24 protein-coding genes are annotated in these 26,161 nt (G+C 61.9%); 12 read left to right on the forward strand and 12 right to left on the reverse strand.

The window, feature by feature from the left end:
* Positions 1-25: 25 nt before the first annotated feature.
* Positions 26-1,216 carry a DUF1173 domain-containing protein gene (locus ATY79_RS06210; RefSeq protein ID WP_088703329.1) on the reverse strand — a complete coding sequence of 397 codons (1,191 nt, stop codon included), beginning with the start codon at positions 1,214-1,216 and terminating at the stop codon, positions 26-28.
* 251 nt (positions 1,217-1,467) lie between these two features.
* Between ATY79_RS06210 and ATY79_RS06215 the strand changes: the two genes are divergently transcribed.
* From ATY79_RS06215 to ATY79_RS06245, 6 genes are all read left to right on the forward strand, one after another.
* Positions 1,468-1,782 carry a DUF6117 family protein gene (locus ATY79_RS06215; RefSeq protein WP_088703364.1) on the forward strand — a complete coding sequence of 105 codons (315 nt, stop codon included), beginning with the start codon at positions 1,468-1,470 and terminating at the stop codon, positions 1,780-1,782.
* The gene (locus tag ATY79_RS06220; protein WP_088703330.1) at positions 1,766-2,173 is read left to right on the forward strand and encodes a hypothetical protein; all 408 of its coding nucleotides are present in this window, start codon (positions 1,766-1,768) and stop codon (positions 2,171-2,173) included. The genes ATY79_RS06215 and ATY79_RS06220 overlap by 17 nt, the downstream gene beginning before the upstream one ends.
* A 96-nt stretch (positions 2,174-2,269) precedes the next feature.
* Positions 2,270-2,587 (forward strand): hypothetical protein, encoded by a 318-nt coding sequence (locus ATY79_RS06225; protein ID WP_245312327.1) that lies wholly within the window; start codon positions 2,270-2,272, stop codon positions 2,585-2,587.
* A gap of 120 nt (positions 2,588-2,707) precedes the next feature.
* Positions 2,708-7,144, forward strand: coding sequence for a bifunctional class I SAM-dependent methyltransferase/DEAD/DEAH box helicase (locus tag ATY79_RS06230; protein WP_088703332.1), 4,437 nt, complete (start codon positions 2,708-2,710; stop codon positions 7,142-7,144).
* A 5-nt stretch (positions 7,145-7,149) separates the two neighbouring features.
* Complete coding sequence (locus ATY79_RS06235; RefSeq protein WP_189637969.1) at positions 7,150-8,187, forward strand: toprim domain-containing protein; 1,038 nt, start codon at positions 7,150-7,152, stop codon at positions 8,185-8,187.
* Between the two features lie 375 nt (positions 8,188-8,562).
* Entirely contained in the window at positions 8,563-9,504 is a 942-nt protein-coding gene (locus ATY79_RS06245; RefSeq protein WP_088703334.1) for a DUF2493 domain-containing protein, read from the forward strand.
* A gap of 48 nt (positions 9,505-9,552) precedes the next feature.
* Here the strand turns inward: ATY79_RS06245 and ATY79_RS06250 are convergent, their stop codons facing one another.
* From ATY79_RS06250 to ATY79_RS06260, 3 genes are all read right to left on the reverse strand, one after another.
* On the reverse strand, positions 9,553-9,831 hold the full coding sequence (locus ATY79_RS06250) for an HU family DNA-binding protein (protein WP_088703365.1): 279 nt from the start codon (positions 9,829-9,831) through the stop codon (positions 9,553-9,555).
* A 112-nt stretch (positions 9,832-9,943) separates the two neighbouring features.
* A complete protein-coding gene (locus tag ATY79_RS06255) occupies positions 9,944-10,453 on the reverse strand; it encodes an RES domain-containing protein (protein ID WP_088703335.1) in 510 nt (169 codons plus the stop codon).
* Positions 10,450-10,935: a DUF2384 domain-containing protein gene (locus ATY79_RS06260; RefSeq protein ID WP_088703336.1), complete on the reverse strand. Its 486-nt coding sequence runs from the start codon at positions 10,933-10,935 to the stop codon at positions 10,450-10,452. Before ATY79_RS06260 ends, ATY79_RS06255 begins: the two co-directional genes overlap by 4 nt.
* 825 nt (positions 10,936-11,760) lie before the next feature.
* Here ATY79_RS06260 and ATY79_RS06270 point away from each other — a divergent pair.
* The gene (locus ATY79_RS06270) at positions 11,761-12,084 is read left to right on the forward strand and encodes a DUF736 family protein (protein ID WP_088703337.1); all 324 of its coding nucleotides are present in this window, start codon (positions 11,761-11,763) and stop codon (positions 12,082-12,084) included.
* Positions 12,085-12,427: 343 nt separating this feature from the next.
* Positions 12,428-12,595, forward strand: a complete 168-nt coding sequence (locus ATY79_RS30760; RefSeq protein ID WP_189637970.1) for a hypothetical protein — start codon at positions 12,428-12,430, stop codon at positions 12,593-12,595.
* 140 nt (positions 12,596-12,735) lie between these two features.
* Here the strand turns inward: ATY79_RS30760 and ATY79_RS06275 are convergent, their stop codons facing one another.
* Positions 12,736-13,074, reverse strand: a complete 339-nt coding sequence (locus ATY79_RS06275) for a WGR domain-containing protein (protein WP_088703338.1) — start codon at positions 13,072-13,074, stop codon at positions 12,736-12,738.
* A gap of 374 nt (positions 13,075-13,448) precedes the next feature.
* Here ATY79_RS06275 and ATY79_RS06280 point away from each other — a divergent pair, with 374 nt between their 5' ends.
* The gene (locus tag ATY79_RS06280) at positions 13,449-13,847 is read left to right on the forward strand and encodes a hypothetical protein (protein ID WP_088703339.1); all 399 of its coding nucleotides are present in this window, start codon (positions 13,449-13,451) and stop codon (positions 13,845-13,847) included.
* A 118-nt stretch (positions 13,848-13,965) separates the two neighbouring features.
* Here ATY79_RS06280 and traG read toward each other — a convergent pair whose 3' ends face one another.
* Genes traG through ATY79_RS06295 form a run of 3 tightly spaced genes read right to left on the reverse strand, consistent with a single transcriptional unit; the run spans position 13,966 to position 16,392 of the window.
* Positions 13,966-15,885, reverse strand: a complete 1,920-nt coding sequence (traG, locus tag ATY79_RS06285) for a Ti-type conjugative transfer system protein TraG (protein WP_088703340.1) — start codon at positions 15,883-15,885, stop codon at positions 13,966-13,968.
* Positions 15,882-16,115 (reverse strand): conjugal transfer protein TraD, encoded by a 234-nt coding sequence (locus ATY79_RS06290; RefSeq protein ID WP_088703341.1) that lies wholly within the window; start codon positions 16,113-16,115, stop codon positions 15,882-15,884. The genes traG and ATY79_RS06290 overlap by 4 nt, the downstream gene beginning before the upstream one ends.
* Positions 16,105-16,392, reverse strand: coding sequence for a TraC family protein (locus ATY79_RS06295; RefSeq protein ID WP_088703342.1), 288 nt, complete (start codon positions 16,390-16,392; stop codon positions 16,105-16,107). The genes ATY79_RS06290 and ATY79_RS06295 overlap by 11 nt, the downstream gene beginning before the upstream one ends.
* A 222-nt stretch (positions 16,393-16,614) precedes the next feature.
* On the opposite strand from ATY79_RS06295, the gene traA reads away from it, so the two are divergent.
* From traA to ATY79_RS06310, 3 genes are read left to right on the forward strand one after another with little or no spacing between them, the layout of a single operon-like run.
* Positions 16,615-21,234 carry a Ti-type conjugative transfer relaxase TraA gene (gene traA, locus ATY79_RS06300; protein WP_088703343.1) on the forward strand — a complete coding sequence of 1,540 codons (4,620 nt, stop codon included), beginning with the start codon at positions 16,615-16,617 and terminating at the stop codon, positions 21,232-21,234.
* A 42-nt stretch (positions 21,235-21,276) separates the two neighbouring features.
* Positions 21,277-21,546 carry a hypothetical protein gene (locus tag ATY79_RS06305; protein ID WP_088703344.1) on the forward strand — a complete coding sequence of 90 codons (270 nt, stop codon included), beginning with the start codon at positions 21,277-21,279 and terminating at the stop codon, positions 21,544-21,546.
* Positions 21,547-21,548: 2 nt separating this feature from the next.
* Positions 21,549-24,017: a zeta toxin family protein gene (locus ATY79_RS06310; protein WP_088703345.1), complete on the forward strand. Its 2,469-nt coding sequence runs from the start codon at positions 21,549-21,551 to the stop codon at positions 24,015-24,017.
* A 35-nt stretch (positions 24,018-24,052) separates the two neighbouring features.
* On the opposite strand, the gene ATY79_RS06315 is transcribed toward ATY79_RS06310, so the two are convergent.
* The 4 genes from ATY79_RS06315 to ATY79_RS31130 all read right to left on the reverse strand — a co-directional run.
* Positions 24,053-24,400 (reverse strand): hypothetical protein, encoded by a 348-nt coding sequence (locus tag ATY79_RS06315; RefSeq protein WP_088703346.1) that lies wholly within the window; start codon positions 24,398-24,400, stop codon positions 24,053-24,055.
* Between the two features lie 22 nt (positions 24,401-24,422).
* The gene (locus tag ATY79_RS06320) at positions 24,423-25,088 is read right to left on the reverse strand and encodes an acyl-homoserine-lactone synthase (protein ID WP_088703347.1); all 666 of its coding nucleotides are present in this window, start codon (positions 25,086-25,088) and stop codon (positions 24,423-24,425) included.
* 66 nt (positions 25,089-25,154) lie between these two features.
* Positions 25,155-25,904, reverse strand: coding sequence for a LuxR family transcriptional regulator (locus ATY79_RS06325; RefSeq protein ID WP_088703348.1), 750 nt, complete (start codon positions 25,902-25,904; stop codon positions 25,155-25,157).
* Between the two features lie 69 nt (positions 25,905-25,973).
* On the reverse strand, positions 25,974-26,161 hold a 188-nt coding region (locus ATY79_RS31130; RefSeq protein ID WP_210421397.1), incomplete at its 5' end, for a hypothetical protein.

Raw genomic sequence — 26,161 nt, forward strand, 5'->3', positions numbered from 1 at the left:
GCGGCCGAGCCGCGGCGTTCGCGGATCAGGGAAGCCGCGGAATTTCGCCCTCCGAGACCCGCCAGACCCAGGGCGTGATCTCCGGCCTCGTCTCGATCATCTCCGCAAGCGCCTGTTCATAGTCCTCTCCGGCGCTCGGTGGAACGATGAACATGGCGACTGGAGCCGGTTTCTGCTCCGGTAGTGTCACCGACACGATCGGCGCATCGCGTGGCAGGTTGAACCGCAAACCCTTGACGCTCTTTCGCTTGAGGTGACCGAGCTTCTCCAGAAGCCGCAGCTCGTGGATATCCTCAAAGGGCAGCCAGTGCTCGTTGACCACCATCAGCGATACCTCTTCGACCGCCGCAATGCCGGCGGCCGAAATGCCGAAGGTGGCGATGACGATGAGATGGAATGCCTCGTTCGAGCGCCACAATTCAAGCTCGACTTCATGGCGCTCGGCGAGCCGCCGCCATGCGCGCTCCTCGATCATCAGCGGAAAAGGCATGTGCCGTACGCCGATCCTCTGCCCCTCGCGCGCGGCGGAAAACTCCTTCACTTCCGCCACGATCATCATCAGCTTGCGTGGCCCCGAACCGGCCGCCTGCACGCCCTTGAGCACCGCGGCGCGCCGTGCGGCGATCCCGTCCTTGTCTTCGGCATGAAACACTTCCGGAACGAAGAGCATGTCGGCCAAAGTCGTGCCTCTGGCTGTCATCTGGGCAGCCGCGTTCAGAAGGCTTGTTCGCACCCGGCCCCACCCACGTCTACCGGCCCAGGTCGAACGCCATTCCGTCAGTTCGCCCGCCTCCCAGAGATAATGCAGCATCGCCCGCAACGACAATTTCTTCGGCTCGCTGCGAATGCCGTGTTCGGAGGCTTCGCTTGCCGCACCGGGCGCAGCCCGAGGCCCGCGCTTCGTCAGTGAGAAATCCAGTTTCAGGTCGGCCTTGCCGTTCGCATCGATCTGGATAGCGTTTCCGATGAGCGGCCCCAGGCCCGAAAGCTCGTAAGGAGGCTCATAGGAGGGACATGCGGGGTCATGATCGCGTCCAGATAGCGGCATTCGCTTGATGACATACAGGTCGTCGACCTTGGCGATGTACATAGGCACAGGCGGTTCTTTGCACATGCACATCGGGCGAAGCCGTTGCTCGTAGGCCTGCGGAAGGAATGCTCGCAGTTCAGGCGACGCCTCTTCCATCAGCCGACCATCGATTGTGAATGTTCGCACCTATGCTCTCCCGTTCGGTCCTCGAAGCTACGCGACTACGGCGCATTTTACTATCTAAAAATAGGCAGTAAAGCGCTGCGATCTCAGCGACTTCGGCCTGGATCCGAGCATTCGCGGTTGAGGGACATGTGCGAGCGCCATGTCGCCCGATGCGAGATCTTCCGCACCGTCCGGTGGTAAAATTGATAGTCACCGGCATTGAGAAACCCTTCGCCCGGCGCATGCCGGGCCTATTCCGCCAGGAGGATAAAATGACAATACCCAACCATGCCAGGACCAATTTCCAAACCCTCTTGCGCGCAGCCGCAGACGGTAACCTCGCCTTGATGGAATGCGTGGATTCCCGGACGAGCGAACCTCGTTATGTCCTGTGCGCTGTCGGACACGACGGGACAGACCGGGTGTTCACACCGTTTGGACATCTTGCCGACGGCAACCCCTACGACGCTTATTTGCCGCCCGATCCTGATAACCCTCAAGGCTTTCTGGCGCCGAGTCAGGCTCCATCCGAAAGCCGCTCGCCAGCCGCCGAGGACAGGGGAGAGAGCAATGCGGATCAGGCGTAAACCCCGGCCAGGAGAACAGCCGAACTATCTCGCTCACTCCCTCTACGCGGCAGAGCTCGGGGCGCCCGACCCCGGCCATTATCGTTCGACATCTGCCGGTGCGCCGGATGTCGCTGCACTCGTCCATCCCGGCATCGTGATCCGCACGTCGTACGGCACGGGCGGACCGGTGATCGGGGTTGAAGGCCCCTATGTGCATCTCGCGTCCGATGGCAGCGAACATCCGCATTTCACGATCGTCTATGTGCCCTCCGAACGGTTCCGCCGGCACAGCAAGCTAGATCACAACTGGATCAACGAATGCGTCACCGTCGATGGCCGGATCCTGAAGCTTCTCGAAGTCAATCTCGATGAAGTCTTTATCGAAGGTGCGGTCTCCGGCCGGCGCTGACGCTACGGGGAGACCACCACCAATCTTCCTTCCAACCAGGCCCGGTGCTCCCAAGAGCGCCGGGCCTTTCCGCGTTTTCGGGAGAGCATCTTGACAATGCCTGCACTCGACTACCCGCGCCCGGCTTCTGCCCCGGTCGCACCGGTGTTCCTCAATTTCCGGTCCCATATCGTTCGGCCCGTCTGTTTCGCCATCGTCTATTGGGACGGCCCGGGCGATACCCTCTACGCCTTCGAGGACCGCGACGCCTTCGAGCGCCAACGCGGCACGTCTGAGAGACATTTCGTGCATGTCCATGAGCTGTCGGCCGAGGAAGCGGCCGAATGGATCGCAGCCGGCGGCAATGCCGTCCTGCATACCGTGTCGGCCGGGGGCGTTGCGGCATTCAGAAATCTGAAGCTGGCGCCCGGCTGAAGGCCGGGCGCCAGCCGCGTTGATCTCCAGAGGGAGAGAGGGGCCAGAAAAGGGCGGTCTGCCGGGGCTTGGAGAGCGTCCGGGCGGGCCAGTCCCTTCCCGCTCTCGACAGGGTTTCCTATGAACATCGTCCCCACCCGCGCCGCAAACGCTACTACCAGCGCGTCCATTGCTTCCGCCGATTGCGCAAGCCGAGCAGACAAACTCTTCCGCTCCGGCGAAACGCTTCTGAAGTCTCTCGAACATGGCCATCCGATCGGCGCAGCCAATCTCCGCGCTGCTCTGACAGCCATCTTCAGTGGCTCGGATGCAGAAGGCTTCTGGTCATGGAAAGACGCCTACGAGGCGACCGAAGTGGCGCAGGTCCTGTTTCTGCGCAAGTTCGGCGCGGCGATCACCGCCCGAGCAAACGTGCCGCAGGCAACATTGGCGTTGCTGACCAAGGTGACGGGCTTGGTCCCGACCCACACGCGGCGCTCCGAGGAAAGCCAGCAACTCCAGCAATTTTCGACGCCGGTGCCACTGGCTTATATCGCGGCCCGCGCCGCCGGCATCGTGGCTGAGGATACCGTGCTCGAACCCTCCGCCGGAACCGGCCTGATGGCGATCTTCGCTGAACTCGCGCGTGCGCGCGTGTCTCTCAACGAATATGCGCCCCTCCGCCACGGCCTTTTGCAGTTGCTCTTCCGGGGGGCGGACGTATCGCAGCATGATGCCGCCCATATCGACGATTATCTCGAGCGTTCAATCCGCCCGACCGTCGTTTTGATGAATCCGCCGTTTTCCGCCGGCGTTCATGTCGAGGGCCGTATCGCAGACGCCGCATGGCGTCACCTCGCGTCCGCCTTCGCACGACTTGCCCCCGGCGGACGACTGGTTGCGATCACCGCCTCAAGCCTCTCTCCCGACAATCTCACATGGCGCAACGCCTTCGTCCGTCTGCAGGAGCGTGGCGCGGTTTTGTTCAGCGCCGCGATAGATGGGTCCGTTTATGCCAGGCACGGCACAACGATGGGGACCCGCCTGACGGTGATCGACAAGATCGTTGCCGCCGATCCGACGCGTCTCATCGCCTCCCAAGGTATAGCCCCTGATCTCGAGACCTTGCTGTCCTGGACGTTGAGCCTGCCGCCTCGCTCGCCGTCGTCCACGTCAAACTCGATCGGCGCTCCTTGCAACCGAACCGCCAGCGCCCGCGCTGCGAACATGGCCGCCCGAAACACATCTACCCTGCGGCCCGCTACCGTATTAACACCAATCGGGCGTCCTCTCTCCGCTGCTCGCACACCGCGCCCTATTTCCTCACTACCCCCACGCGTCGATGATGTCGTGGGCGAACTCTCCTACGAACTCTGCGATGCGGCAGCGACGACCCGCTGCGACGTCACTGAGGGCATCTACGAGCCCTATCGGCTGCAGGCGATCCGCATTCCGGACGCAAAACCGCATCCGGACAAGCTCGTCGAATCCGTCGCCATGGCATCGGTCGCGCCGCCCAAGCCGAGCTATCGGCCGCATCTGCCGAAACGCATCATCACCAGCGGGGACCTTTCAGACGCCCAGCTTGAAAGCGTGATCTATGCCGGCGAGGCCCATTCGGGTTACCTCGCCGGTCACTGGTCCGTCGACGCTAGTTACGACAACCTCAAAGCCGTCAAACCGGAGGAAGAGGGGTCTGTCCGATTTCGCCGGGGCTGGTTTTTGGGTGATGGCACAGGTGCAGGCAAAGGTCGGCAGGCTGCCGGTATCATCCTCGACAATTGGCTCAAGGGTCGTCGCCGCCATTTGTGGATTTCCAAATCCGAGACACTGATCGAGGACGCCCAGCGTGACTGGAGTGCGCTCGGCCAAGAGAAGCTGCTTGTGACGCCGCTGTCACGTTTCCGCCAGGGCAAGCCGATCAAGCTCGACGAAGGAATCCTCTTCGTCACCTTTGCGACGCTGCGGACCGACGAGCGCGAGGGCAAGCGATCGCGCGTCCAGCAGATCGTCGATTGGCTGGGAGGTGATTTCGATGGGGCGATTGTCTTTGATGAGGGTCATTCGATGGCCAACGCTGCGGGCGGCAAGTCGGAGCGCGGCGAAAAGGCCGCTTCGCAGCAGGGCCGTGCCGGTCTGCGCCTGCAGCGTGCTCTCCCAGATGCCCGTGTCGTCTATGTCTCGGCGACCGGCGCGTCCGAGGTCGAGTCACTCGGCTATGCCGAACGGCTTGGCCTTTGGGGTGGCACGGATTTCCCCTTCTCGACGCGCTCGGAGTTCATCGCGGCGATCGAGGACGGCGGCGTTGCGACCATGGAAGTGCTCGCTCGTGATCTCAAGGCCATGGGCCTCTACGCCTCACGGTCCCTGTCCTTCGAGGGCGTGGAATATGACATCCTCGAACACGAGCTGACCAAGGAACAGGTTCGCATCTACGACTCCTATGCCGAAGCGTTCCAGGTCATTCATAACAATCTGAACGCCGCGCTCGAAGCCTCCGGTATCAGCAGTAGCAAGGGAACGCTCAACAAAAACGCCAAAGCCGCCGCCCGTTCCACCTTCGAAAGCTCGAAGCAGCGCTTCTTCAATCACCTGTTGGCGTCAATGAAGACGCCGGCCTTGATCGACGCCTCGACCAGGGACGTGGCGGAGGGGCATGCAGCGATCATCCAGATCATATCGACCGGCCAGTCCCTGACCGAACGACGGCTCGCGGAAATACCGACAGAGGAGTGGGGCGATGTCCAGGTTGATGTCACGCCGCGCGAGATCGTTGCCGAATATCTCAACCATTCCTTCCCGACCCAGCTCTTCGAGGAGTATTCCGACACCGAGGGCAATCTCTTGTCGCGGCCGGTCTATGACGCCGCCGGCAACCCCGTCATGTGCCGCGAAGCCGTCGCCCGCCGCGACGCGTTGCTTGAACGGCTCGGCAGCCTGCCGGCCATCCCGACCGCGCTCGACCAGATCGTCCAGCACTTCGGCAGTACCCAAGTGGCTGAGATCACCGGCCGCACGCGCCGCATCGTGCGCCGCGACGACGGCGGCACAATCGACCGCTTCACTGTTGAAAGCCGGCCGGGCAGCGCCAATCTCGACGAGACCCGCGCCTTCATGGACGACGAGAAGCCGATCCTGATCTTCTCCGAAGCCGGTGGTACGGGACGGTCCTATCATGCCGATCTCGGTGCGAAGAACCAGCGCCTGCGCCTGCACAACCTCCTCGAAGCCGGCTGGCGGGCCGACGTGGCGATCCAGGGGCTCGGGCGAAGCCATCGTACAAACCAGGCGCAGCCTCCGCGCTTCCGCATGATCGCCACCAACGTCAAGGCCGAGCGTCGCTTCTTGTCGACCATTGCCCGACGTCTCGACACGCTCGGCGCCATCACCCGCGGGCAACGGCAGACAGGCGGGCAGGGGATGTTCCGCTCGGAGGATAATCTTGAATCCCAGTATGCCCGCGACGCGTTGCGGCAGTTCTACAAGCTGATCCACGGCGGCGGGGTCGCCGGATGCTCGCTCGAAAAATTCGAGGCGATTACCGGCCTTTCGCTAAGCGCGGAAGAGGGGGGTCTGAGAGACGAGCTGCCGCCGATCCATACCTTCCTCAACCGCATGCTGGCGCTCACGATCGAAATGCAGAACCTGTTGTTCGACGCCTTCGAGCAGTTGCTGGCCGCCCGCATCGAGGGCGCGATTGCAGCCGGCGTCTATGACAAGGGCCTGGAAACGCTGGTCGCGGATCGCATGACGGTGAAGGAAAGGCGACTGGTTTATACCCATCCGGTCACCGGCGCCCAGTCGCATTTGTTGACCATCGAACGCCTGGATCGCAATCAGCCGATGCAGATTGCCGACGCCCTTGGGCTCCTTCAGCGCGACCCACGGGCAAGGCTGATGATCAACGGCAAGTCCGGCCGCGCTGCCGTGCAAATCCCGACGCGTTCGATCATGCTCGACGACGGCTCGGTCCAGCCGCGCGTGGCACTTATCCGGCCGATGGACGAAATCCGTTTCGAGCTGCGCCAGCTCGAGGAAACGAACTGGGAGGAAGCGGACGGGCAGAGCTTCGCCGCCGCGTGGAACTCAGAAGTCGCCGATCTCCCCGAGTTCTCAATTTCGACCATGCATGTCGTGTCCGGCCTCCTGCTGCCGATCTGGAAATTGCTGCCGCAGGATTATTGCCGGGTCTATCGGCTCGAGACCGACACGGGCGAGCGGATCGTCGGCCGTCTAATCTCTTCAGAAGGGCTTTCCCGGCTTTGCCGGAATTTCGGGCTCGATCAGACAGAAGTCGTCAGCGCCACGCAGGTGTGGCAATTGCTGCTCAGCGGTTCCGCGGTCGTGGCACTCGCAGGCAATATGACGCTGCGGCGCGTTCGGGTGATGAACGATTATCGTATCGAGCTTGCCGGCTTCACCGACGGGATGCGCGACAGGCTGAGATCGATCGGCCTTTTTTCCGAGATGATCGCCTGGAAGGTCCGCTTCTTCATCCCCTCCTCGAATGACGGACAGGCCGTGCTGTCGCGCCTCATCGAACGGCATCGTATCATCGATGTCGCCGGGCGGGGCTGACTGCCATGTTGTCAGCTTCTGAACTTTCAGTCCGTCTGGCGCGCGACGCCGAGGCGGTCTGCCGTCACTACCTATCTGCCGGCCGCCGGGCCGGCAATTACTGGGTCGTCGGCGATACCGCCAACAGCAAGGGAAAGTCTCTCTACGTTCATCTCACGGGCCCGCGAGCCGGGCGGTGGGCAGATGCGGCGACTGCTCAATATGGCGACCTGCTCGATCTCGTGCGGGAGACCTGCGGACTGGTCGACTTTCGCGATGTTGCAGACGAGGCGCGGCGTTTCCTCAACGAACCACGGGTCAGCCCGGTCTCTTCCGGCAGGGACGATGGGCTCGACAGCCAACCGGTTGAAAGACCAGCTGCGGAACGTGCGCGACGCCTGTTCCAAATGACGCAGCCGCTCGCTGGCACGCTGGCCGACAGCTATCTGCGTCAGCGCGGCATCCTGCGCGCATCTCTGCATTCCTTGCTCCGCTTCCACCCGTCCTGCTACTATCGCGATCTCGTCAGCGGCCGAACCAGCAGTTATCCCGCGCTGATCGCAGCGGTGACCGACCAAGCGGGCACGGTCACCGGCGTGCATCGCACCTGGCTCGATCCGGACGGCGACGGCAAAGCTCGGGTCGAGGATCCCCGCCGTGCGCTCGGCGGGCTGCTCGGCAACGCCGTGCGGTTCCGCTTTCCCGTTGATGGCCCCGTGCCGGTGATGGCGGCAGGCGAGGGGCTCGAAAGCATGTTGTCGCTCTCGCATGTGATGCCCGGCATGCCTTTGGTCTCGGCGCTGACGGCCAATCACCTTGCCGCCTTCCGGCCGCCAGCTGGGTGTCTGCGTCTCTACGTAGCCGCCGACGCGGATGCCGCCGGCCGGCATGGGATCGAGGGACTGAGCCACCGGGTGCAGGCGCTCGGTATCCTGCCGCTTGTGCTTACCCCCGATCTCGGCGACTTCAACGAGGATCTGCGCCAGCTTGGACCGGACCGGCTCATCGCAAATCTCCGGCGCCAACTTGCACCGGAAGACGCCAGGCTCCTTCTTCCCTCATAGTGCGGCCGAGAAGGGATGCCGGACGAGGCCGGGCGTGGCTGGCAGAGCCGGTCCTGTCGGTCTCTGTCCTGGTGGTGCGCGCCTGCGGGCCTGCCGAGAGGCGACCCTTACCAGTCGGCTGCCTGGCCTTCAGCGGGTCGGTCAGGTTTCTTCCCCGCGCCGGCTATTTAGTCCGCATCGGCTGTTCCTAAAACCGGCTCCCGGTCTCGGGCCGATGCGGCAGCCGGCGCTCCTCGCGGCCCAAGAAACCCTCCCTCAACCGCCCGGCGCTGCGCTGGGCCGCTTCGCTGCGCTCGCGGTTCCGGCCCGCCCGCCGTCTGGACAGGGATCGCCGTCAGGCCGCGAGAGGCGCGGCCCTAACCGACGGAGACCATCATGAACCTTACCTTGTCCCTCGACGACACCTTCGAACCCGATCACACATCCTCCCCGACCGACCGCGTCATCTACGAGATGCAAGTCTATGGCTACCGCCCTTTCCAGGACGAGGCGGACCCGCGCCCGCTACCGGAGGAACCAATGGTCCAGTCGGCGCTGACCGCGATGTTTTCCGCGATGTTCGAGATGCTCGGCGACACGCGGCTGGAGCCCGATCTCGAAGACCTTCTCTGGTCGACGGTCAATCTCTTCCACCGCGCCGGTGAGCGTATCCAGCGTGAACTTCAGCGCAACGAGGACGCCCAGCGGACCGGCCAGCGAGAGCAGGACGGCTCGGAGGTGAAGAGCGTCGAGCTTGAGCGCCATGTCGTCGAGGGCATTACGCTTCTCGAACGCCGCAACTCTTTCGAATTCATGCGCGATTACGCGGCCGACCTCTTCGAGGCGCAGACCGGCTCGGCATGGCGGCCGCGCACCGGCTCCAAGGTTAACCACGCCAACATGACGGCGGCGATGATCGATAGTAGAGATTTCCTGTCTGCCCGCCGGCATGCCGAAAACACGGTGCTGGTCCCGGCCGGGACCAAGATCGCCTTCGGCGGCGGCATGGACTACAATGATCACGACCGGATCTGGGCTGCGCTCGACAAGGCCCATGCGAAGCACGCGGACATGATCCTGCTGCACGGCGGCTCGCCGAAAGGCGCCGAACGCATCGCCGCTTGCTGGGCCGAGACTCGCAAAGTCACCCAGATCGCCTTCAAGCCCGACTGGAACAAGCACGCCAAGGCCGCCCCGTTTCGCCGCAACGACGACATGCTTTCGGTCATGCCATCGGGCGTCATCGTCTTCCCCGGTTCCGGTATTACCGACAACCTGCGCGACAAGGCCCGCCGGCTCGGCATCAATGTCTGGGAACTCAAAGGAGATGGCGCGTGAGCGCCATCGTCTCCAAGACAGAATCTCGCGCTTGTCTTTTGCCCGAGACTACTTGTTCAGCGCATCCTTGAGTGCCTTCGCCGGAGTGAAGGCGACCTTTTTCTGTGCGGCGACCTTGATCATCGCCCCGGTTGCCGGATTGCGCGCTTCGCGCTCCGGTGCGTCCTTCACCTTAAACTTGCCAAAGCCGGGGATGGAGGTTTCCGCACCGGATGTTGCGGCGGCCGTGATGGTGGAAAATACTGCTTCAACGATAGCTTTGCCTTGAGCCTTGGTCAGGCTGTGTTCGGCGGCGATCTTGTCTGCGATTTCGTTTGTCGTGGTCATATGAAGTTCCTTTCCTGTCGGAACCAAAGCCTTTCCACCGGGATAACCCGCTGTCACGCGGTTCATGCTTCACTCGCAGCCGCCTTAGCCACCTTTCCACAAGTTCTGGTAATTAGACGGCCGCCGGTGGGTGCAGACGGGTATCAAGGGCGAATGCTTCCTGAAACTTTACCGAATAGCTGCCGGCCGCCTGGCTAGCGACAAAGATCAGGTTCCAGCTATGCGTGGACACGGCGCTTGGGATTGCGACAAAACGATGCTGTCGCAGCAGGTCGTCACCAAATGCCTGCTGACCGGCGCTCGGGATGCCGGGCCGCAGCCAGTTCGGATTGGGAACGGTGATGGGATCGACGACATGCACCGCGGAGGTGTCGGCGATGACAGCAGCCGTCAGGATATGTGGGACTGTATCGAGCGCGCGAAAACCCTTGTGTACGGCGACCTCAAGGATCGCCGTTGACGGATCGATGGAGCAGTAGATCGCCCGCACGCCCTTGCTGTTCCAGCGACCCCCGACACGATAGGCGCCTTCACCGCTATCCCATGTCGGGGCATAGGCGGCTTGGTCGAGCCGCCATGCGATCAGCTCGGAACCCCCAAGCGCAATTGGCAATGGCGTCATGCATAGACGCCGTATTCGAGCCGTTCCAGATAGTCCTCGACCAGCTCGACGCCGGCAGGCGTCCCGAGCAGGTCGATCGGGCGGCGCTGGTCAAGCCCGATAGCCGGACGCTCCAGCCATTGCTCAGCTTCCGCCTGCGTTCCCAGCACATCCGTCGCCTTCGACAGGATTTCGGCAAACTTCCATGCCCGTCCGCTCTGCTCCTGGCTCAGCGGCTTGGACGGCGCGTCCTTTCGGCGTTGCCATGTCCTCAGGCTCATACCGACGGCCTTTTCGAGCGACTCGGTCTTACCGATAAAGACCAGGCTTCCAACGAGGTGATCGATTGCGGAGGCCGGCAGTCCGATCAGCAGCAATTCGTGCGCGTCCAGCGCTGTTGTCAGCCGGCGCGACAGCACGCGAGCGCCACCAAGTAGGGCCTCGATCTTTTGCAGTTCCCCGCCGGGTGTTATTGAAGAGGGTGCTTTTGCTGCGACCGCCATCGCTGTCTCCTGTGTCATCTGTCGTTCTAAATATGACATCTGTCGCCGATCGTTTCAAGTATCAAGGCGAGGGCGCGCGATTTCCATGAAATCGGCGGCGCTCGTCACGCTGTGCGCTGGAGGGCGCACATATCATGTCGCAGGATCGGAATGTGGCGCTTGACGCTATTCCGTTCGTGACATGCATGCTTCGGAAGCTGACGCCTTGTGAATTCCGCGGGTTTGCATCTGACGTTGAAGCCGGCCCCATCGTGTGGGCGGGTCGCTTGCCTATAGCGGTGTCCCGGCGGATAAGGACCGCTCAAACGGCCGGGCGCTGCCAGGCGAATGGGCTTAAGCCCGGGGCCGATGCCCATGCGAACCGCGTCATCCGATATTGCAAACAGTCTGAGGGCTGCGGTGCGGTCACCGTGCCGACCGCGCGGACACGCAATGTGTGATGTTGGCAGCAGGCGTGCTCGTCCGCATGTCACAGTCGAGACCAGGCGAGGGCGCGACATTGACCCTGACGGCGGCGAAGCGCTCATAAGGCGCGAGGCCAACATCCCGCAGCGCTGGGCCGGGCAGCCATGGGTTAACGCACCCTTCAGTTGCCCCGAACCATTCCCGTTTTTATGTCGCTCGTATAGACGACCGCCTGCTTTTGCGGCCAACCCCTGAAGGGGTAAGACTCGGTCAAAATTTTTGCGAAATTCGATTTCGGTTATTTGCCTCTGGCGGAAAATAGAATTTCGCAAAAATTTTGTCCGAGCTGACCGCAGCAGATCGGCCGTCTCTTCGTGCGCCATCGGGAAATGGTCCCGAGCAACCGAAGGAGACACAACCATGGCCACCACGATCGCAACCCTGACGCAGAAGACCGACGGCATCCTCGAAGGCGTCTTCGCCACCATCCGGGTCAACGCCCCGATCGCCATCATCCCGAACGCCAGCAAGGCTAGCGAGGAAGCCCCCGACTACCGCGTCATCCACCGCAAGACCGGCTTCGAGATCGGCGCAGGCTGGAACCGCGTAGCCCGCCAGACCGGCGAGGAATACCTCTCGGTGAAGCTAGAGGCCCCCGAGATCGGCGTGATTTTCGGCAACCTCGCCCAGGCACCGGGCGGCGATCCGAGCAAGAAGGTCATCCTCTGGAACAACCCGAACTGAACGGCGAGCATCGGCCCCGAGCGATCGGGGCCGGCTCTAGCGTGTGCGGCCAGCCCGCCGGAACAATTGGCTGAAATGATCGCGGGCATTGAGCCCGCGATCATTCCTGTTGGTGCCACACGAGACCAAACCCTGTCTGCTCAGAACGCCAAGTCTGCCGTGAGGATCGCGCCGCCTCAAGGACATCGCGGCCCCTCCAATTTTCAGCCGACACCCTGAAGGGCGCCGTCAGAAAATCGGTTCCTCCGCTCGCCGCCTCCGGCGGTCGCCTGCCGCGATCCTTGACCCGGCCCGATCCCCACGCCCCCGGACGTCATCTTTCACAAAACTCAAGGAGACGAAGATGACGCTGGAACATCACATCGAAGAATTGCGCGCCGAACTCAGAAACTGCTGGGACCACGAAGAGCGCCGCCAAATAGAGGCGGAGCTGGAAGTAGCGGTTGCCGAACTCAATATCTGGATCGAGGAACTGACGCAGGATCTGCGGGGCGAGAAACCTCCCTTCTGAGGGAGGCGCCTGCCGCACCGCCAAGCCGGGCTCGCCGGATCGACCGGCAAGCCGGGCTCCAATTCCGTTGCGCATATAAATGGACGACTCTGCCTTTCCTCGTATCCGGCCCGCAGGGGCAGGGCCAACCATAGCGTTCGTTAACCAATGCGTTGATGCCTGATCGACTTCAGACCGTAGCCGCGGGCCCGCTTCCGGCATAGGAGATCGAGAAACATTGCCACGGCCTCCTTTTCCCCGTCGAAGTGATGCGCGATCGACTGCCCGCTGGAACCGATGCGGCCCCATCGCCGGGTCAGGCAGAAGGTGCCGAACAAGGTCGTTTCGATCGAGAGCGCATAATAACGGGCCATGTTCCTGGCTGGGTCAGTGCGTTCGATATAGAGCTGGTAAGGCTGAGCGAGCATGGCCCGAGAATCGCCGATCGCGGACGCCCGGTCCAACGACAGTTTTGAATCGAAGCGCCTGCATCGATTCATTTTCGTGATCTCTGCTTCCTGATGTTGCGGCGGTTGGCGCGGACAGTGTTCGGGCGAGCCGGCCGCTGGCCGATCGTGCTCTACTCGCGCCGTTCCGTCGCTCCCCGAGCCGGCGTTGCCGTCTCGGCCTTTGGTGACGATCACTCTCGCGGGCAAACCGCATTGGCCCGCCGCCACGCCTCAGCGATAGCTCCCTCGCGCGTTGCAACGACTGCGCCGGTCGCGCTCCCTCAAGAATTTACGACTAGGCACCATGGTCATGGTCGCCGTATCCTCCGGCACCACTCCATCAACCTCGTCCTTGCCCTTGCCCTTAGCCGCGGCTTCGGTCTAGAATCCCTCCGATCGGAATTCCGCTATCGATGGAGCGAGCAATGTCGACAAAGCCGATGGCCGCCGAAACAGAGTCGGCGGCGACGGAGCTCCGAAGCATCCGCCGAGTGTATCCTGGCGTCGCGCGACTTCTCTTCCTGATCGTCCGCGGGCTGACGAAGGCGACGCTCTACACCGCATGGTGTCTCGCCTTCTACATCCTCAGCATGTTTCGCCCGTTCGCCGGGATGGCGATGCTGGCGGCAATCGTCATGGTTCCGCTCTCGATTGCAGCTTTCGTCAAGCCCGAGGCAGCGAGCGGTCTGCCGTTCTGGGCCTTCATTCTGATGACCTTTGGCTTCGCCGGCTTCTCGATCGGATACACGATCTTTCTCGACTGGATCACGCCACCCGGCCTGCAAGATACGTTCGCACGGTTCCGCCGCGGTGGCAGCGCCTGATCAGTGAGCGAAGAGTTCGGCGCGCTTTCGCTGGCAATCGACGCGGCGCTGGCAGCCATGAAGGCAACGAAATGGCCGCGAGAGGCCGAATACGACGCGCACGAAAACGCTTGGGCAGTTACGGCCTCAGCTTGGCGAACCTGTTAGGTTTGGCCTGCGTGTCCATGTCCTTTCGTCTGAAATAGACGGCCCGTCCGCAGCGGATTGGGCTATGTCCCTGAACGATGATGATTTGTTCGTCCTTCCTCATCGACTGCGTGATCTCATGCGGCATGATGAGCGGCCGGCGCTGGAAATTGAGGCTCTCGGATTTACGCGATGCGCTGTTCTTCGTGTCCCAGCCGATATTGCGCGAACTACCCTTCACCTCGACGGTCATCTCCCCGCATTGGGCCGAGACATTGCGCGCTGTCTCCAACGCTTTGATCGCGGCGTAGCTCGCGAACGCGCAACCATCGATCCATGAGACCGCGCCGTCTTTTCCAAAATGCCGTTCGAGCTGACCGACGGACTGGTAAAGAAGCATCATGCTGACGCCATACTTTCGGCCACGGTCGCGCGCCTCTTCGAGAACGCGCATGTAGCCGAGCAGGTCCACCTCATCCAACATGAACAACGCCCGGCGCTGAAACGCTCCGTCAGCCTCGATCATCGCGTTGATCAGCGAGCCAACGATGACACGCCCGATCCCGGGATAGGAACGCAGGATCGAAGCGGGGATATTAAGAAACACATCTTTCTTGCCGCCGATGAGATCGCTGGGCTTGAACGTATTGCCGCAAACAAGGGCTGCGTAATTGTCGAGCGACAGCCATTGCGTATCCTTCGACGCGGTCGAGTAGACGCCGGAGAACGTCTGCTCGGTCATGTTGACGAACACACCCAGCGTTTCGCTGATGAACTTCGATGCTGAATTCTGCTGGACGTCGCGGAGCATCGCGAGCACGGAGGTCTCTGGCTCGGAGACGATCTGGCGAAGACTGCGCAGGTGTCGCCGTCCTGCATATTCCGGCGAGAGCATCACATGCGCCAGAAGGCCGGTCAGAAGATTGTGCGCCTGCGATTGAAAGTAGGACCCGGTCGACGATTCAAAGCGCACGCTTTCCGACAACAGCATGTGGGCGATGCCGACAATGTCCTGTTCCTTTTGCTTCGAGGTCTCGATACCATCAAGCACGTTAAAGCCCATGATCGGGTTTGTCGGGTCGAGCACCATTACTTGGCGCCCAAGTCTCTCCCGCCGATGCTCGACGACCATCGGCGCGACCTCCGTAGACGGATCCAGACAAATCAGGGGACCGGAATATCGAAGTGCTGTCGGGATCACGTTGCTGGTGGTTTTGTATCCGCCGGACCCCGCGAAAAACAGCATATGGGTGGAATCGAAGTCTTGCTTGTAGGTGAGCAGCGGCGCCTTGCCACCCTGTCCCCAGGTCGCCTGATCGTTTGGATCGAAGGGCAGCTCTTGAACGATTTCCCTGTCGACACGGTACCGCTCGCCAACGACAATCTCGCCGTCGTCGGGAAAGAGCCGGCCCGCCGAGGACATGGAGAGCCAATCCGCATCTCCGAAGGTGCCGCGCTTGGCGCGCTTCACCGGTCCGGAGACGACTGTCGAGATGCGTGCGGATGCCGCCGTCGCCATGAAGCCGACGACCGAGCCGACAACCGCGACCATATCGATAAACGACAGCGCCTGGTTCCATGTCACCGCTCCGCTTTCGACGGACGGTGACAGCCGACCGAACTCTCGAAGCCCATAAAAGCCGGCGACGGATAAAAAGCAGATGAGGGTTGCCATAGCGATCGGCTTTCGCCGATGCAACGGCAAAGCCCAGACGGTCAGAAGCCCTGCCAGTGGTCCGAACAAAAAAACCGGCACGGGAGAGGCCCGAAGAAACCAGTATTGCGTTTTTCCGCTCATGCCCGCTGCAAGTTCCGGCCAACGCCAGCCGACGACATAGGCGGCAAAAGCGGTGACTGTGATCGGCACGAGTATGAGCAACAGGCTCAGGTGGGGTTTTGCCCTGCTTGTCATTCTGCGGCCTCGACCATGAGCGGCGTGCCGCCATCCAGCATCCGGACTTTGAATGCCTCTTCTCCGATCTCCCGGAGCCGCCGATGCTCCAGTGAGCTCGGTGCAATCCTCGCAAGCTCCAGCAGACCGCCGAGCAAGAAGGCGCGGTCCACCTTCGACAGTCCAGCTCGCACGACAATTCCGCCAAGCAGGAATTTTTCGCGCGCATCCTTTTTCCGGTCAGCTGTCATGAGAAACCTCCGTCGCCGCTCCAGCCTCACCAACTGGCTGTCCAACCGGCGGAGAAGATGCGCGAGCAGGCCCTTTTTTCTCACCCTTCCGAAATCGCGCGGCGATCTCTTCGAAGATGCGATCGACCTCCTCGTCGCTGATCTCCATTTCCGCCAGCCCCGACTTCGTCGCGGCGCGCGCGAAGCGATCAGCGGATTTGACTATTAAAGTTTTCTTACGTTCACGCAGCTTCTCGATTTGAGCATCGATATCCAGAATTGCCGATTTGGTCGCCATCACTCGTATCCTCTTGCGTTCGAGAAAAATTGCCGATCAGCATTTAACTTACTAGAAAATGGTAGTCAAATATGTCACCATGCACAAGTCCCCCAAACGTCGATGCCGGAATTCCGGCTTGGGCCGTCTTCCGGAAAAGCGGCATCGGCCCTTCGGTCCGATCGATTTGAGGGCGCAATATACGTCGCTGTCGCGACGTGCTTGGGAGGTCTGGAGACGACAGTGGCGATCATGTTCGTCAGAGCGCAGGTGATCAGCAGGGGAGCGGGACGCAGCATCGTCTCTGCCGCCGCCTATCGTCATCGTGCCCGGATGATGGACGAACAGGCCGGAACCTCCTTCAGCTATCGTGGCGGCGCCGGCGAACTGAAGCATGAAGAGCTGGCGTGGCCGGACAAGGTTCCCGTGTGGCTTCCCGCGGCTATAGAGGGGAAGACGGTGGCCGGGGCGAGCGAAGCGCTATGGAATGCTGTGGATGCCTTCGAGACGCGGGCGGACGCGCAGCTTGCCCGCGAACTGATCATCGCGCTGCCGGAGGAGCTGACGCGGGCGGAGAACATCGCGCTGGTCCGGGAATTCGTGCGGGACAATCTGACCTCGAAGGGGATGATCGCCGACTGGGTATATCACGATAAGGACGGCAACCCGCACATCCATCTGATGACGACGCTGCGGCCGCTGACGGAGGAGGGGTTCGGGCAGAAGAAGGTGCCTGTTCTCGGCGCCGACGGTGAGGCGCTCCGCGTCGTCACGCCCGACCGGCCGAACGGTAAAATCGTCTACAAGCTTTGGGCCGGCGACAAGGAAACCATGAAGGACTGGAAGATCGCTTGGGCGGATACGGCCAATCGGCATCTGGCGCTTGCCGGGCATGACATCCGTCTCGACGGGCGATCCTATGCCGAGCAAGGACTCGACGGTATTGCTCAAAAGCATCTCGGACCAGAGAAAGCAGCGCTCGCCCGCAAGGGCGTCGAGATGTATTTCGCACCGGCCGAACTCGCCCGCCGGCAGGAGATGGCCGACCGGCTGCTGGCCGACCCGGCGCTCCTCCTGAAGCAAATCGCTAACGAGCGATCGACCTTCGATGAGAAAGACATTGCCAAGGCGCTACATCGCTATGTCGACGATCCCAGCGATTTCGCAAACATTCGCGCGCGGTTGATGGCGTCCGATGATCTCGTGCTCCTGAAGCCACAACAGGTCGACCGGCAGACTGGCAAGGTTAGCGAGCCTGCGGTCTTCACCACCCGCGATATCCTGCGGCTCGAATACGACATGGCGCAGTCGGCGGAAATCCTGTCGCAGCGCAAAGGTTTTGGCATCGGCGAGGGCCGGATTGCGGCTGCGGTTCGTTCTGTCGAAACGGCTGACCCGGAAAAGTCGTTCACGCTCGATCGTGAACAGGTGGAGGCTGTCCGTCATGTTACTGGCGACAATGGCATCGCAGCCGTTGTCGGTCTTGCCGGCGCCGGCAAGTCGACGCTGCTCGCTGCTGCTCGCGTCGCCTGGGAAAGCGAAAACCACCGGGTCTTTGGTGCAGCGCTTGCCGGCAAGGCGGCCGAAGGTCTGGAGGATAGTTCCGGCATCAAGTCACGTACACTCGCCTCCTGGGAGCTTGCCTGGGCGAATGGAAGTGACCTTCTCGATCGCGGTGATGTCTTCGTTGTCGATGAGGCCGGAATGGTCTCGTCGCAGCAGATGGCGCGCATCCTTAAGACAGCAGAGGATGCGAGCGCGAAGGTGGTTCTGGTCGGCGACGCGATGCAGCTTCAACCGATCCAGGCCGGTGCTGCCTTCCGGGCGATATCCGAACGGATTGGTTCTGCCGAATTGGCCGGTGTGCGTCGACAGCGCGATGAATGGGCACGCGAAGCCTCTCGTCTCTTCGCTCGTGGCAAGGTCGAAGAGGCGCTGGATGTCTACGCACGTGAGGGACGGATTTTTGCCGCGGAGAGCCGGGCGGACGTCGTCGATCGCATTGTCGCCGACTGGACCTATGCACGCCGGGACCTCATCCGGAACACTGCCGACAGTGGACAGCCGGCACGTTTGCGCGGTGACGAACTTCTCGTTCTCGCCCACACCAATGACGACGTGAAGCGGCTCAACGAGGCGCTGCGAAAGGTGATGATAGATGACGGCGCACTGACGGCCGCACGGGACTTCAAGACGGAGCGCGGCGTGCGCGAATTCGCCGCCGGCGATCGCATCATCTTCCTCGAAAACGCCCGCTTCCTTGAACCGCGGGCGCGAAAGCTTGGACCACAATATGTGAAGAACGGCATGCTCGGCACGGTCGTTTCCACCGGCGACAAACGCGGCGACCCTTTGCTGTCGGTCCGTCTCGACAATGGCCGCGACGTCGCCATCAGCGAAGACAGCTATCGCAACATCGATCACGGCTATGCCGCCACCATCCACAAGTCGCAAGGCGCCACCGTCGACCGCACCTTCGTGCTCGCCACCGGCATGATGGACCAGCACCTGACCTATGTGTCGATGACCCGTCATCGGGATCGGGCCGATCTCTATGCGGCGCGTGAGGATTTTCAGCCGAAACCGGAATGGGGTGGAAAATCCCGTGTCGATCATGCAGCCGGTGTCATCGGCGAGTTGGTCGAGACCGGCACGGCAAAGTTCCGGCCCCAGGACGAGGACGCCGACGAAAGCCCCTATTCTGACATAAAGACCGATGACGGAACGGTCCATCGCCTCTGGGGCGTGAGCCTGCCGAAGGCGCTGGAAGAGGGCGGCGTCTCGCAGGGTGATACGGTGGCACTGCGCAAGGACGGGGTCGAACGGGTCACGGTCACCGTTCCTGTCATCGACGAGACCACGGGGAATAAGAGTTTCGAGGAACGGACGGTCGACCGGAATGTCTGGACTGCCGAACTCAAGGAAACGGCCGATGTCCGTCACGCGCGGACCGAGCGCGAGAGCCATCGGCCGGACTTGTTCAAGCAGCTGGTCGAGCGTCTGGGTCGCTCCGGCGCCAAGACCACGACGCTCGATTTCGAAATCGAGGAAGGCTACCGGGCGCATGTGCAGGATCTCGCGCGGCGCCGTGGCATCGACTTGGCTGCCGCGGTCGCGGCCGGAATGGAGGAGGGAACCGCGCGGCGAATGGCGTGGCTTGCAGAGAAGCGCGAGCAGGTGGCAAAGCTTTGGGAGCGGGCCAGCGTGGCGCTCGGCTTTTCGATCGAACGCGAAAGGCGCGTTTCCTACAATGAAGAGCGCGCCGAGACCCTTTCGGCACAAGTCCCGGCGAACCGAAAATATCTGATTGCGCCGACGACAATGTTTTTCCGAAGCGTCGACGAGGAGGCCCGGCGCGCGCAGCTGGCCTCAGAGCGCTGGAAGGTGCGGGATGCGATCCTTCATCCGGTTCTGCAAAAGATCTATCGCGATCCCGATGGCGCGCTCGCCAGGCTGAATGTGCTTGCCTCCGATGCCCGGATCGAGCCGCGAAAGCTCGCCGATGATCTTGCGACAAAGCCGCAGCGTCTCGGTCGCTTGCGTGGATCGGAGCTTCTGGTCGAGGGCCGCGCGGCCCGCACCGAGCGCGATGCGGCGATGTCGGCGCTCTTCGAACTTCTGCCGCTGGCGCGTGCCCATGCAACAGAGTTCCGCCGCCAGGCCGAACGCTTTGGCATTCGTGAAGAACAGCGCCGCGCTCCCATGTCCCTGTCGGTTCCCGCGCTCTCGAAACAGGCAATGGCGCGCCTCGTTGAGATCGAAGCCGTGCGGGAGCGCGGCGCGCAGGACGCTTACAAGACAGCCTTCGCGTATGCGGTCGAGGATCGCTCGCTGGTTCAGGAGGTCAAGGCCGTCAACGAAGCACTGACGGCGCGCTTCGGCTGGTCCGCCTTCACCGACAAGGCAGATACCACAGCAGAGCGAAACATGGTCGAGCGCATGCCGGAGGATCTTGCTCCCGACCGTCGCGAGAAACTGGCGCGCCTGTTTGCCGTCGTGCGCCGCTTTGCCGAGGAACAGCATCTCGCCGAGAGGAAGGATCGCTCAAAGATCGTGGCCGGCGCCAGCGTCGAGCCGGGAAAGGAGATCATGCCCGTGTTGCCGATGCTCGCCGCCGTGACGGAGTTCAAAACGCCTGTCGAGGACGAGGCACGGGAACGGGCGAGGGCCGTTGCTCACTACGGTCACAATCGGGCGGCTCTTGTCGAAACGGCGGCCCGTGTCTGGCGCGATCCCGCCGGCGCTGTTGCCAAGATCGAGGCGCTGATCGTGAAAGGCTTTGCGGGCGATCGGATCGCAGCGGCCGTCGCCAACGATCCCGCAGCCTATGGCGCCTTGCGCGGCTCCGATCGCATCATGGACAAATTGCTGGCGGTCGGTCGCGAGCGAAAGGACGCACTTCAAGCCGTTCCGGAAGCCGAGAGCCGCGTCCGGTCGCTTGGTGCCTCCTATGCTACAGCTCTGGAGGCTGAGACACAGGCGATCGCCGAGGAACGCCGGCGCATGAGCGTCGCCATTCCGGGCCTATCGGTTTCTGCCGAAAAGGCGTTGCGTGAACTTTCCGCGGCGATGAAGAAAAAGGATGCCAAACTCGAGGTCGCCGCTGGCTCGCTCGATCCCGTCATTCGCCGGGAGTTCACCGCGGTCAGCAGGGCGCTCGACGAGCGCTTCGGTCGCAATGCCATCCTGCGGGGTGAGAAGGACGTCATCAATCGCTTGGCGCCGGCGCAACGCCGTGCGTTCGAGGCCATGCATGAGCAATTGAAAGTCCTGCAACAGACTGTCCGCTTGCAGGCAAGTCAGGAAATCGTAGCGGAGCGGCAGCGGCGGGTTCTCGACCGCGCCCGGGGCGTGGTCCGCTGAACATTCAAGTAACGACTTTGAACAAACGACAAGGAGACCAAAATGACTGAGCAGGAAATCTCGTACGACGCGATCATCCGCACCGAGATCGCCATCGAGATCCTCAACCAGGCGCGCGCTATCGTCACGGCCCGCGTCTATGAGCTCGAAGGCACGAATCCCGAGGCGGCGGAAGCGTTGCGGCTTCGGCGTCGCGACCTTATCGCCGTTCAGAACAGCGTTGCTGTTGCCGATCCCCAAACCGTCGAAAACCTGATCGCGCTCTGGGGGCCGCGCGTCAAGGACGAATCCCGGTTCTGGGCGGAGTTCTGATCATGGCGGATGGTCAGGAATCCGGCCGGCTCTCGCTGGAGAGAAACGAGAGTATTTTCCGCAAAGACATTCTGCCTGACTATCTGCCGGATGATATCGGCCGGGCAGGGCGGCCCCGCCTTATCCTGCTCGGCGGCCAGCCGGGCGCCGGAAAAACCGCGTTGCTGATTGCGAGCCACGCGGAGCTCGATCGATCCGGGGCGACGATCCGCATCGTTGGCGACGATCTGCGCTCCTATCATCCCAACTTCCTGGCGTTCCAAAGACAGGATCCGGAAACGGCGTCGCAGTTCACCCAAGCCGACGCCGGCCGCTGGACGGAAAAGCTCCTGGCCGCGGCCACGGGGCGCAACGTCAACATCGTCTTCGAAACGACGATGCGGACGCCGGAGAATGTCGCCCGGGTCGTTGGCGTTGCTCGCGCGGGCGGCTATGACGTCGAAGCCCGGGCCGTCGCCGTCAATCCCCGGCTCAGTTGGCAGGGGAACCATTATCGCTTCGAGGAGATGCTGCGCGCAGCCGATGCGGCGCGAATCCCACCGGAGCATGTTCACGACGCCGCAGTCGCCGGGCTGCGCGTCAGTCTCGATAAGCTTGAGAGTGAGAACCTGGTCGATCGCGTTCAGCTCAGGACGCGAGGTGGGACAATCCTTTACGACAACGAGCAACGTGGCAGTGCATGGTCGCAGCCACCCCATGCAAGGCTGGCCCTCGAACGCGAGCAATCGCGGCCGATGACGACGGGGGAGCTGCAGCGGTTTTCCGACGACTGGAACCATGTTCTCGCGCGTATGGAGGAACGGCGGGCGCCGGACGATCGCATCGCCGCCGTCAGGGCGCGCGCCGTCGAGGACGTGCAGCACCTGCTCGCTCAGCGCCGCGATGCTGACGGTGAGAAGGGGCAAAAGCGAGGTCGATCCATCTTTCAGAACCGCGCCGACGCGCTCGGCCTGTTCGTCGAGCTGTATGACAACGCGCTACGCGACGCGGAGCGTCGGCCGATTGGCAATATCGAAGCTCATGCGGTCGGTCGACTATCACAGAGCTACATGGCGCTGAAACTGGTTGAAGCCGCCCGGGACCTCGGGCTCTTGCCTGATAACGCGAAGATCGTACCGACGCGCGCAATGGTCCAGGATAAGCATGGCACCCGCGAGTTCCCGGCGGCGCATCGATTGCCAGCGGATCTTGCGGTCGAAATGCCGAATGGATTCCGACGTCGGCTGACGGAAATTTTTGATGTCGCGCTGAACCAGACCGCCATCGATCGCGACATCTTTGGTCGAACCGATCGTCTTTCGCGGCTCGCCAACGTTGTCGACTCCTGGCTTGAGGCCGCCGGGATGCGTAGAACGCTTGCCCGCGCCGCTAACGCCGTCGCTTCCGGCATGTCGGCGGACGCAGCCATGTCTGATATCATCGAGCCGGGATATGCGACGGCAGTTTCTCAGGCGCGCGGTCGACTTGAGCGCAATATGGCAATCGTGGAGCGTGCGGCGATAGCCACCATGATCGTGGATGAAAAGGGCGATCCGATCCGCGCGCTGCGGGACGAGCTTCGGCTACGAACAGCCGATCTGGAAAACCGGGCACGAGCCAAAACCATGATGGAGTCTATCCTGACCGAGACGGCGCGGCATCACCGCCTCGATGCCGAGGCACTACGCGAAGCCGGCGAGCTTGTCCGTGGTATTGCCGACAACGAGCGTAGTCTTGGAGCGGGCCGCGCGCGGGAACGGAGTGCGGTTCGATCCGACGTCCTCGTTCCGGCGCGAAACCTGCCCGATTTGTCGGAGAGCGAGATCGCGGATCGGCTGCGTGTGTCTTCGCGGCTTGCCGATAAGCGGGCCGAGATCGACAACCTGTCCCGGCTGGTGTTCGGCAACAGTCAGGCCGTCTCGGCCCCAGTCGCGCGGATCTCTGGTGCGCAGAGCGGCGCGGCCGCCGGCGATGATGTGCGCGAGGGTCGCCTCGGCGAAATGGCCGGCGAGGGGCGGGCATGGCTAAAGGGACCAAGCCCGGCCCGCCAGACAGCCGAGGCCCACGCTCCGCGGCTCGCGGCGGCGTTGGCCGATTATGGGATGGCAGTGGATTTCGAGCGGCATCAGATAGACCTTCGCCACCGCGAGGAGCAGACGCGGCACAGGGTGGAAGTTCCCATGCCATCAAAAGAACTTACAGCCCTAATGTCGGGGAGTGACCAGGACCAGATCCGCCGCTTGAATGCAGATCCAAGCCTCCGGCGTGAATTCGAGAAGCTCACGGTCGCGATGACCAGACGTCTTTCCGCGGCGGATAGAACTGCCCTCAAAGAGGAGAATTTCGCCAAGCTAGGATCTTCCCTTGGGATAACGCCCGAGCAGGCTGCTTCCCTCAAGCGCGTCCAGGATCGCGCCGGCGTGCTGCAGGGCCAGTCTCTTCGACAGACGCGCCAGGTTGTGAGCGCACACCAGCTCGGGATAAAACGTTGATCCCGCCCGTGGTCCCGGATGAACGGGCACGGACGTCAGCATCCGCCGATGCGGCCCGTTCGCCGACTGATGACGTCTGTGAGCTCGTGGACGGCTGGATGCCATTCGACGTGCCCGGACTGGTCGTTCGAGGCGCGGGACAGGGCCACTTGCAGCAGTGATCGGATCCCGAGGAATGTTGCGAGATCCTTCGCCTCCACGCGGAGGTAAAGGCCGCAAGCCTTTGGCCCGACGATCGCCTTGCCGTCACCAAAGTTCAGAACGTGGTCGGAGCGATTGGTATCGATCGACAGGGCGCACTCGCGCAGCGAGCCGCATAGTATTTCAGCGACCCGGGCCGCATCAGCGACCCAGACAATCGCTTCGGAAATGTTTTTGGACATGAGAATTTCCAGGCTATCCTAGTCAGGCAAATTGCAATGCCGGAGCAGCGGCGACGCGCGATGGAAATGCTCGTCGATGATAAAGCGGGCTGCCCACCTGAAGTTTGTCGCGCATAGCACGTAGAACGCGGGGCGAAACCTCGAAGGCGCCGCAGCAGACCGGGTAACGGCCATAACCATCGGAACGCCCGAGTTCATCGAGTTCGGCCCCGGCTTTTTGATAAACGCGCCGCATGTGCGGCTCGTAATTCGAGATCATTGTGTTGATGCCATTGGCGAGCGCCGCTTCGCATAAGGCGAGAAGCAGCAAGCAAAATGCCCTATCCGGCCGCATGTCGGGGAAATCTCGATCGATCGCATCCTCATCGATGCACATCCGCGTGCCTTCCCAGAGTCCTGGCGCGATCAGGTCGCACGCGTCAGGAAATGTTTCCCGGAAAACGTCATAGAGGAGCGTTGGACCGGTCGTCGGCATGAGCCGAACCGAGCCATAAAGTTGACTTCGATCTTCGTCGCACCACAGCAGATAAGCAGGGTGAAGGTCGTCATAGCGATCTCGCTCGCGATGATCGTACACGCACACCTCCCAGCCGAGCCGGTCTGCGAACACTCGCTTCCTCAGCCGGAACGACTGATCGAGCAGTTTGCCATATTTCTGATATTCGTGAGCTTGAATAAGGAGATACATGCTTGCCTCCGCATATTGATCGAGGGCAGCGTGCAACAGGTTCCGCGCGCGCGAAATATCCGGGGATTAGCTCCCCGAATCCTGGGTATTGCTATACGGGTTGATCAGACGCAGCTGAATTGCAAGAGCGGTTGCCGATGTCGTTGAGGCAGCGCCGAGCTTGTGGCGTGCCGACATCAGATACCGTTGCGTCGTATGCATTGAGAGACCGAGGATCTCGGCGATTTCGTCGTTCGTTTTTCCAAGCGCTGACCAGTTGAGGCACTCTTTTTCGCGCGGGCCGAGCTGGGGAATTGGATCGTCCTCGCCGTGAAGTTCGAACACTGCTTTTCTATGAATCAAAAATGCGAGCTCGAGCCACTCGTGGCTATACGCCTGGACGAGGGTGCTCCACTCGCTTGCGGGCTTTCTTGAGTTTAGCGAGAAGAGGGCACGGCGCTTCTTGTCGACAATGGGAATGGAATATCCATTGGCTCCAACACCGTGTTCCTGAGCGTCGAGCAGAAACTCATTGGCCGCTTGTGGAAACTCGACCTCGCGCCAATCGAACGCCATTTGCCGAATGAGACCCTCGCGGACGATCGGATCGACTTTCACGTACCCCCGCAACAGATAGCGAGCAACCCAGGCATCACGATAGGTCGTGCGGACATACGGGGTGTCGACCACGTCTGCTATTGTCAGAGCCAGATGGTAGGTGGAAAAGTCGATCCCGTATGCCGCTTGCAGAATGCGCAGTGCATCATCGACACTTGAGGCATTCTGTATTTCAAGGATGAGATTTTGGAATTCATCTCGTATCCGTAACTTCTCCATTCAAAACTCCACAACTCGGTCTGCCGCCATGTAGACACTGAAGACAAGGGCACCGGCTGCGCATTGATATCATGTAATGGTATAACATATCACATAACCTAATTTATGGAACTGGCCAAGCTTGAGGCGTTGACCTTGCCCCCAAGTTTTATCCAATTTTGAGTTCGCTCCAGCGGTTTTGGGTTGCTGTGTTTGGGGCGGTAGCGGCGGGTTGCGGTGCGGAGCCATTTCGGCTGCGCAGCACCGCATCACGTCGC

Origin of the sequence: Rhizobium sp. R693, assembly GCF_002211315.1 — a bacterium.
GTDB lineage: Bacteria > Pseudomonadota > Alphaproteobacteria > Rhizobiales > Rhizobiaceae > Rhizobium.

Bases quoted from the DNA above. Each gene is read 5' to 3' on its own strand.
- ATY79_RS06215 (WP_088703364.1), top strand. From the start codon at position 1,468: ATGACAATACCCAACCATGCCAGGACCAATTTCCAAACCCTCTTGCGC.
- ATY79_RS06220 (WP_088703330.1), top strand. From the start codon at position 1,766: ATGCGGATCAGGCGTAAACCCCGGCCAGGAGAACAGCCGAACTATCTC.
- ATY79_RS06225 (WP_245312327.1), top strand. From the start codon at position 2,270: ATGCCTGCACTCGACTACCCGCGCCCGGCTTCTGCCCCGGTCGCACCG.
- ATY79_RS06230 (WP_088703332.1), top strand. From the start codon at position 2,708: ATGAACATCGTCCCCACCCGCGCCGCAAACGCTACTACCAGCGCGTCC.
- ATY79_RS06235 (WP_189637969.1), top strand. From the start codon at position 7,150: ATGTTGTCAGCTTCTGAACTTTCAGTCCGTCTGGCGCGCGACGCCGAG.
- ATY79_RS06245 (WP_088703334.1), top strand. From the start codon at position 8,563: ATGAACCTTACCTTGTCCCTCGACGACACCTTCGAACCCGATCACACA.
- ATY79_RS06250 (WP_088703365.1), bottom strand. From the start codon at position 9,831: ATGACCACGACAAACGAAATCGCAGACAAGATCGCCGCCGAACACAGC.
- ATY79_RS06255 (WP_088703335.1), bottom strand. From the start codon at position 10,453: ATGACGCCATTGCCAATTGCGCTTGGGGGTTCCGAGCTGATCGCATGG.
- ATY79_RS06260 (WP_088703336.1), bottom strand. From the start codon at position 10,935: ATGGCGGTCGCAGCAAAAGCACCCTCTTCAATAACACCCGGCGGGGAA.
- ATY79_RS06270 (WP_088703337.1), top strand. From the start codon at position 11,761: ATGGCCACCACGATCGCAACCCTGACGCAGAAGACCGACGGCATCCTC.
- ATY79_RS30760 (WP_189637970.1), top strand. From the start codon at position 12,428: ATGACGCTGGAACATCACATCGAAGAATTGCGCGCCGAACTCAGAAAC.
- ATY79_RS06275 (WP_088703338.1), bottom strand. From the start codon at position 13,074: ATGAATCGATGCAGGCGCTTCGATTCAAAACTGTCGTTGGACCGGGCG.
- ATY79_RS06280 (WP_088703339.1), top strand. From the start codon at position 13,449: ATGTCGACAAAGCCGATGGCCGCCGAAACAGAGTCGGCGGCGACGGAG.
- traG (WP_088703340.1), bottom strand. From the start codon at position 15,885: ATGACAAGCAGGGCAAAACCCCACCTGAGCCTGTTGCTCATACTCGTG.
- ATY79_RS06290 (WP_088703341.1), bottom strand. From the start codon at position 16,115: ATGACAGCTGACCGGAAAAAGGATGCGCGCGAAAAATTCCTGCTTGGC.
- ATY79_RS06295 (WP_088703342.1), bottom strand. From the start codon at position 16,392: ATGGCGACCAAATCGGCAATTCTGGATATCGATGCTCAAATCGAGAAG.
- ATY79_RS06305 (WP_088703344.1), top strand. From the start codon at position 21,277: ATGACTGAGCAGGAAATCTCGTACGACGCGATCATCCGCACCGAGATC.
- ATY79_RS06310 (WP_088703345.1), top strand. From the start codon at position 21,549: ATGGCGGATGGTCAGGAATCCGGCCGGCTCTCGCTGGAGAGAAACGAG.
- ATY79_RS06315 (WP_088703346.1), bottom strand. From the start codon at position 24,400: ATGTCCAAAAACATTTCCGAAGCGATTGTCTGGGTCGCTGATGCGGCC.
- ATY79_RS06320 (WP_088703347.1), bottom strand. From the start codon at position 25,088: ATGTATCTCCTTATTCAAGCTCACGAATATCAGAAATATGGCAAACTG.
- ATY79_RS06325 (WP_088703348.1), bottom strand. From the start codon at position 25,904: ATGGAGAAGTTACGGATACGAGATGAATTCCAAAATCTCATCCTTGAA.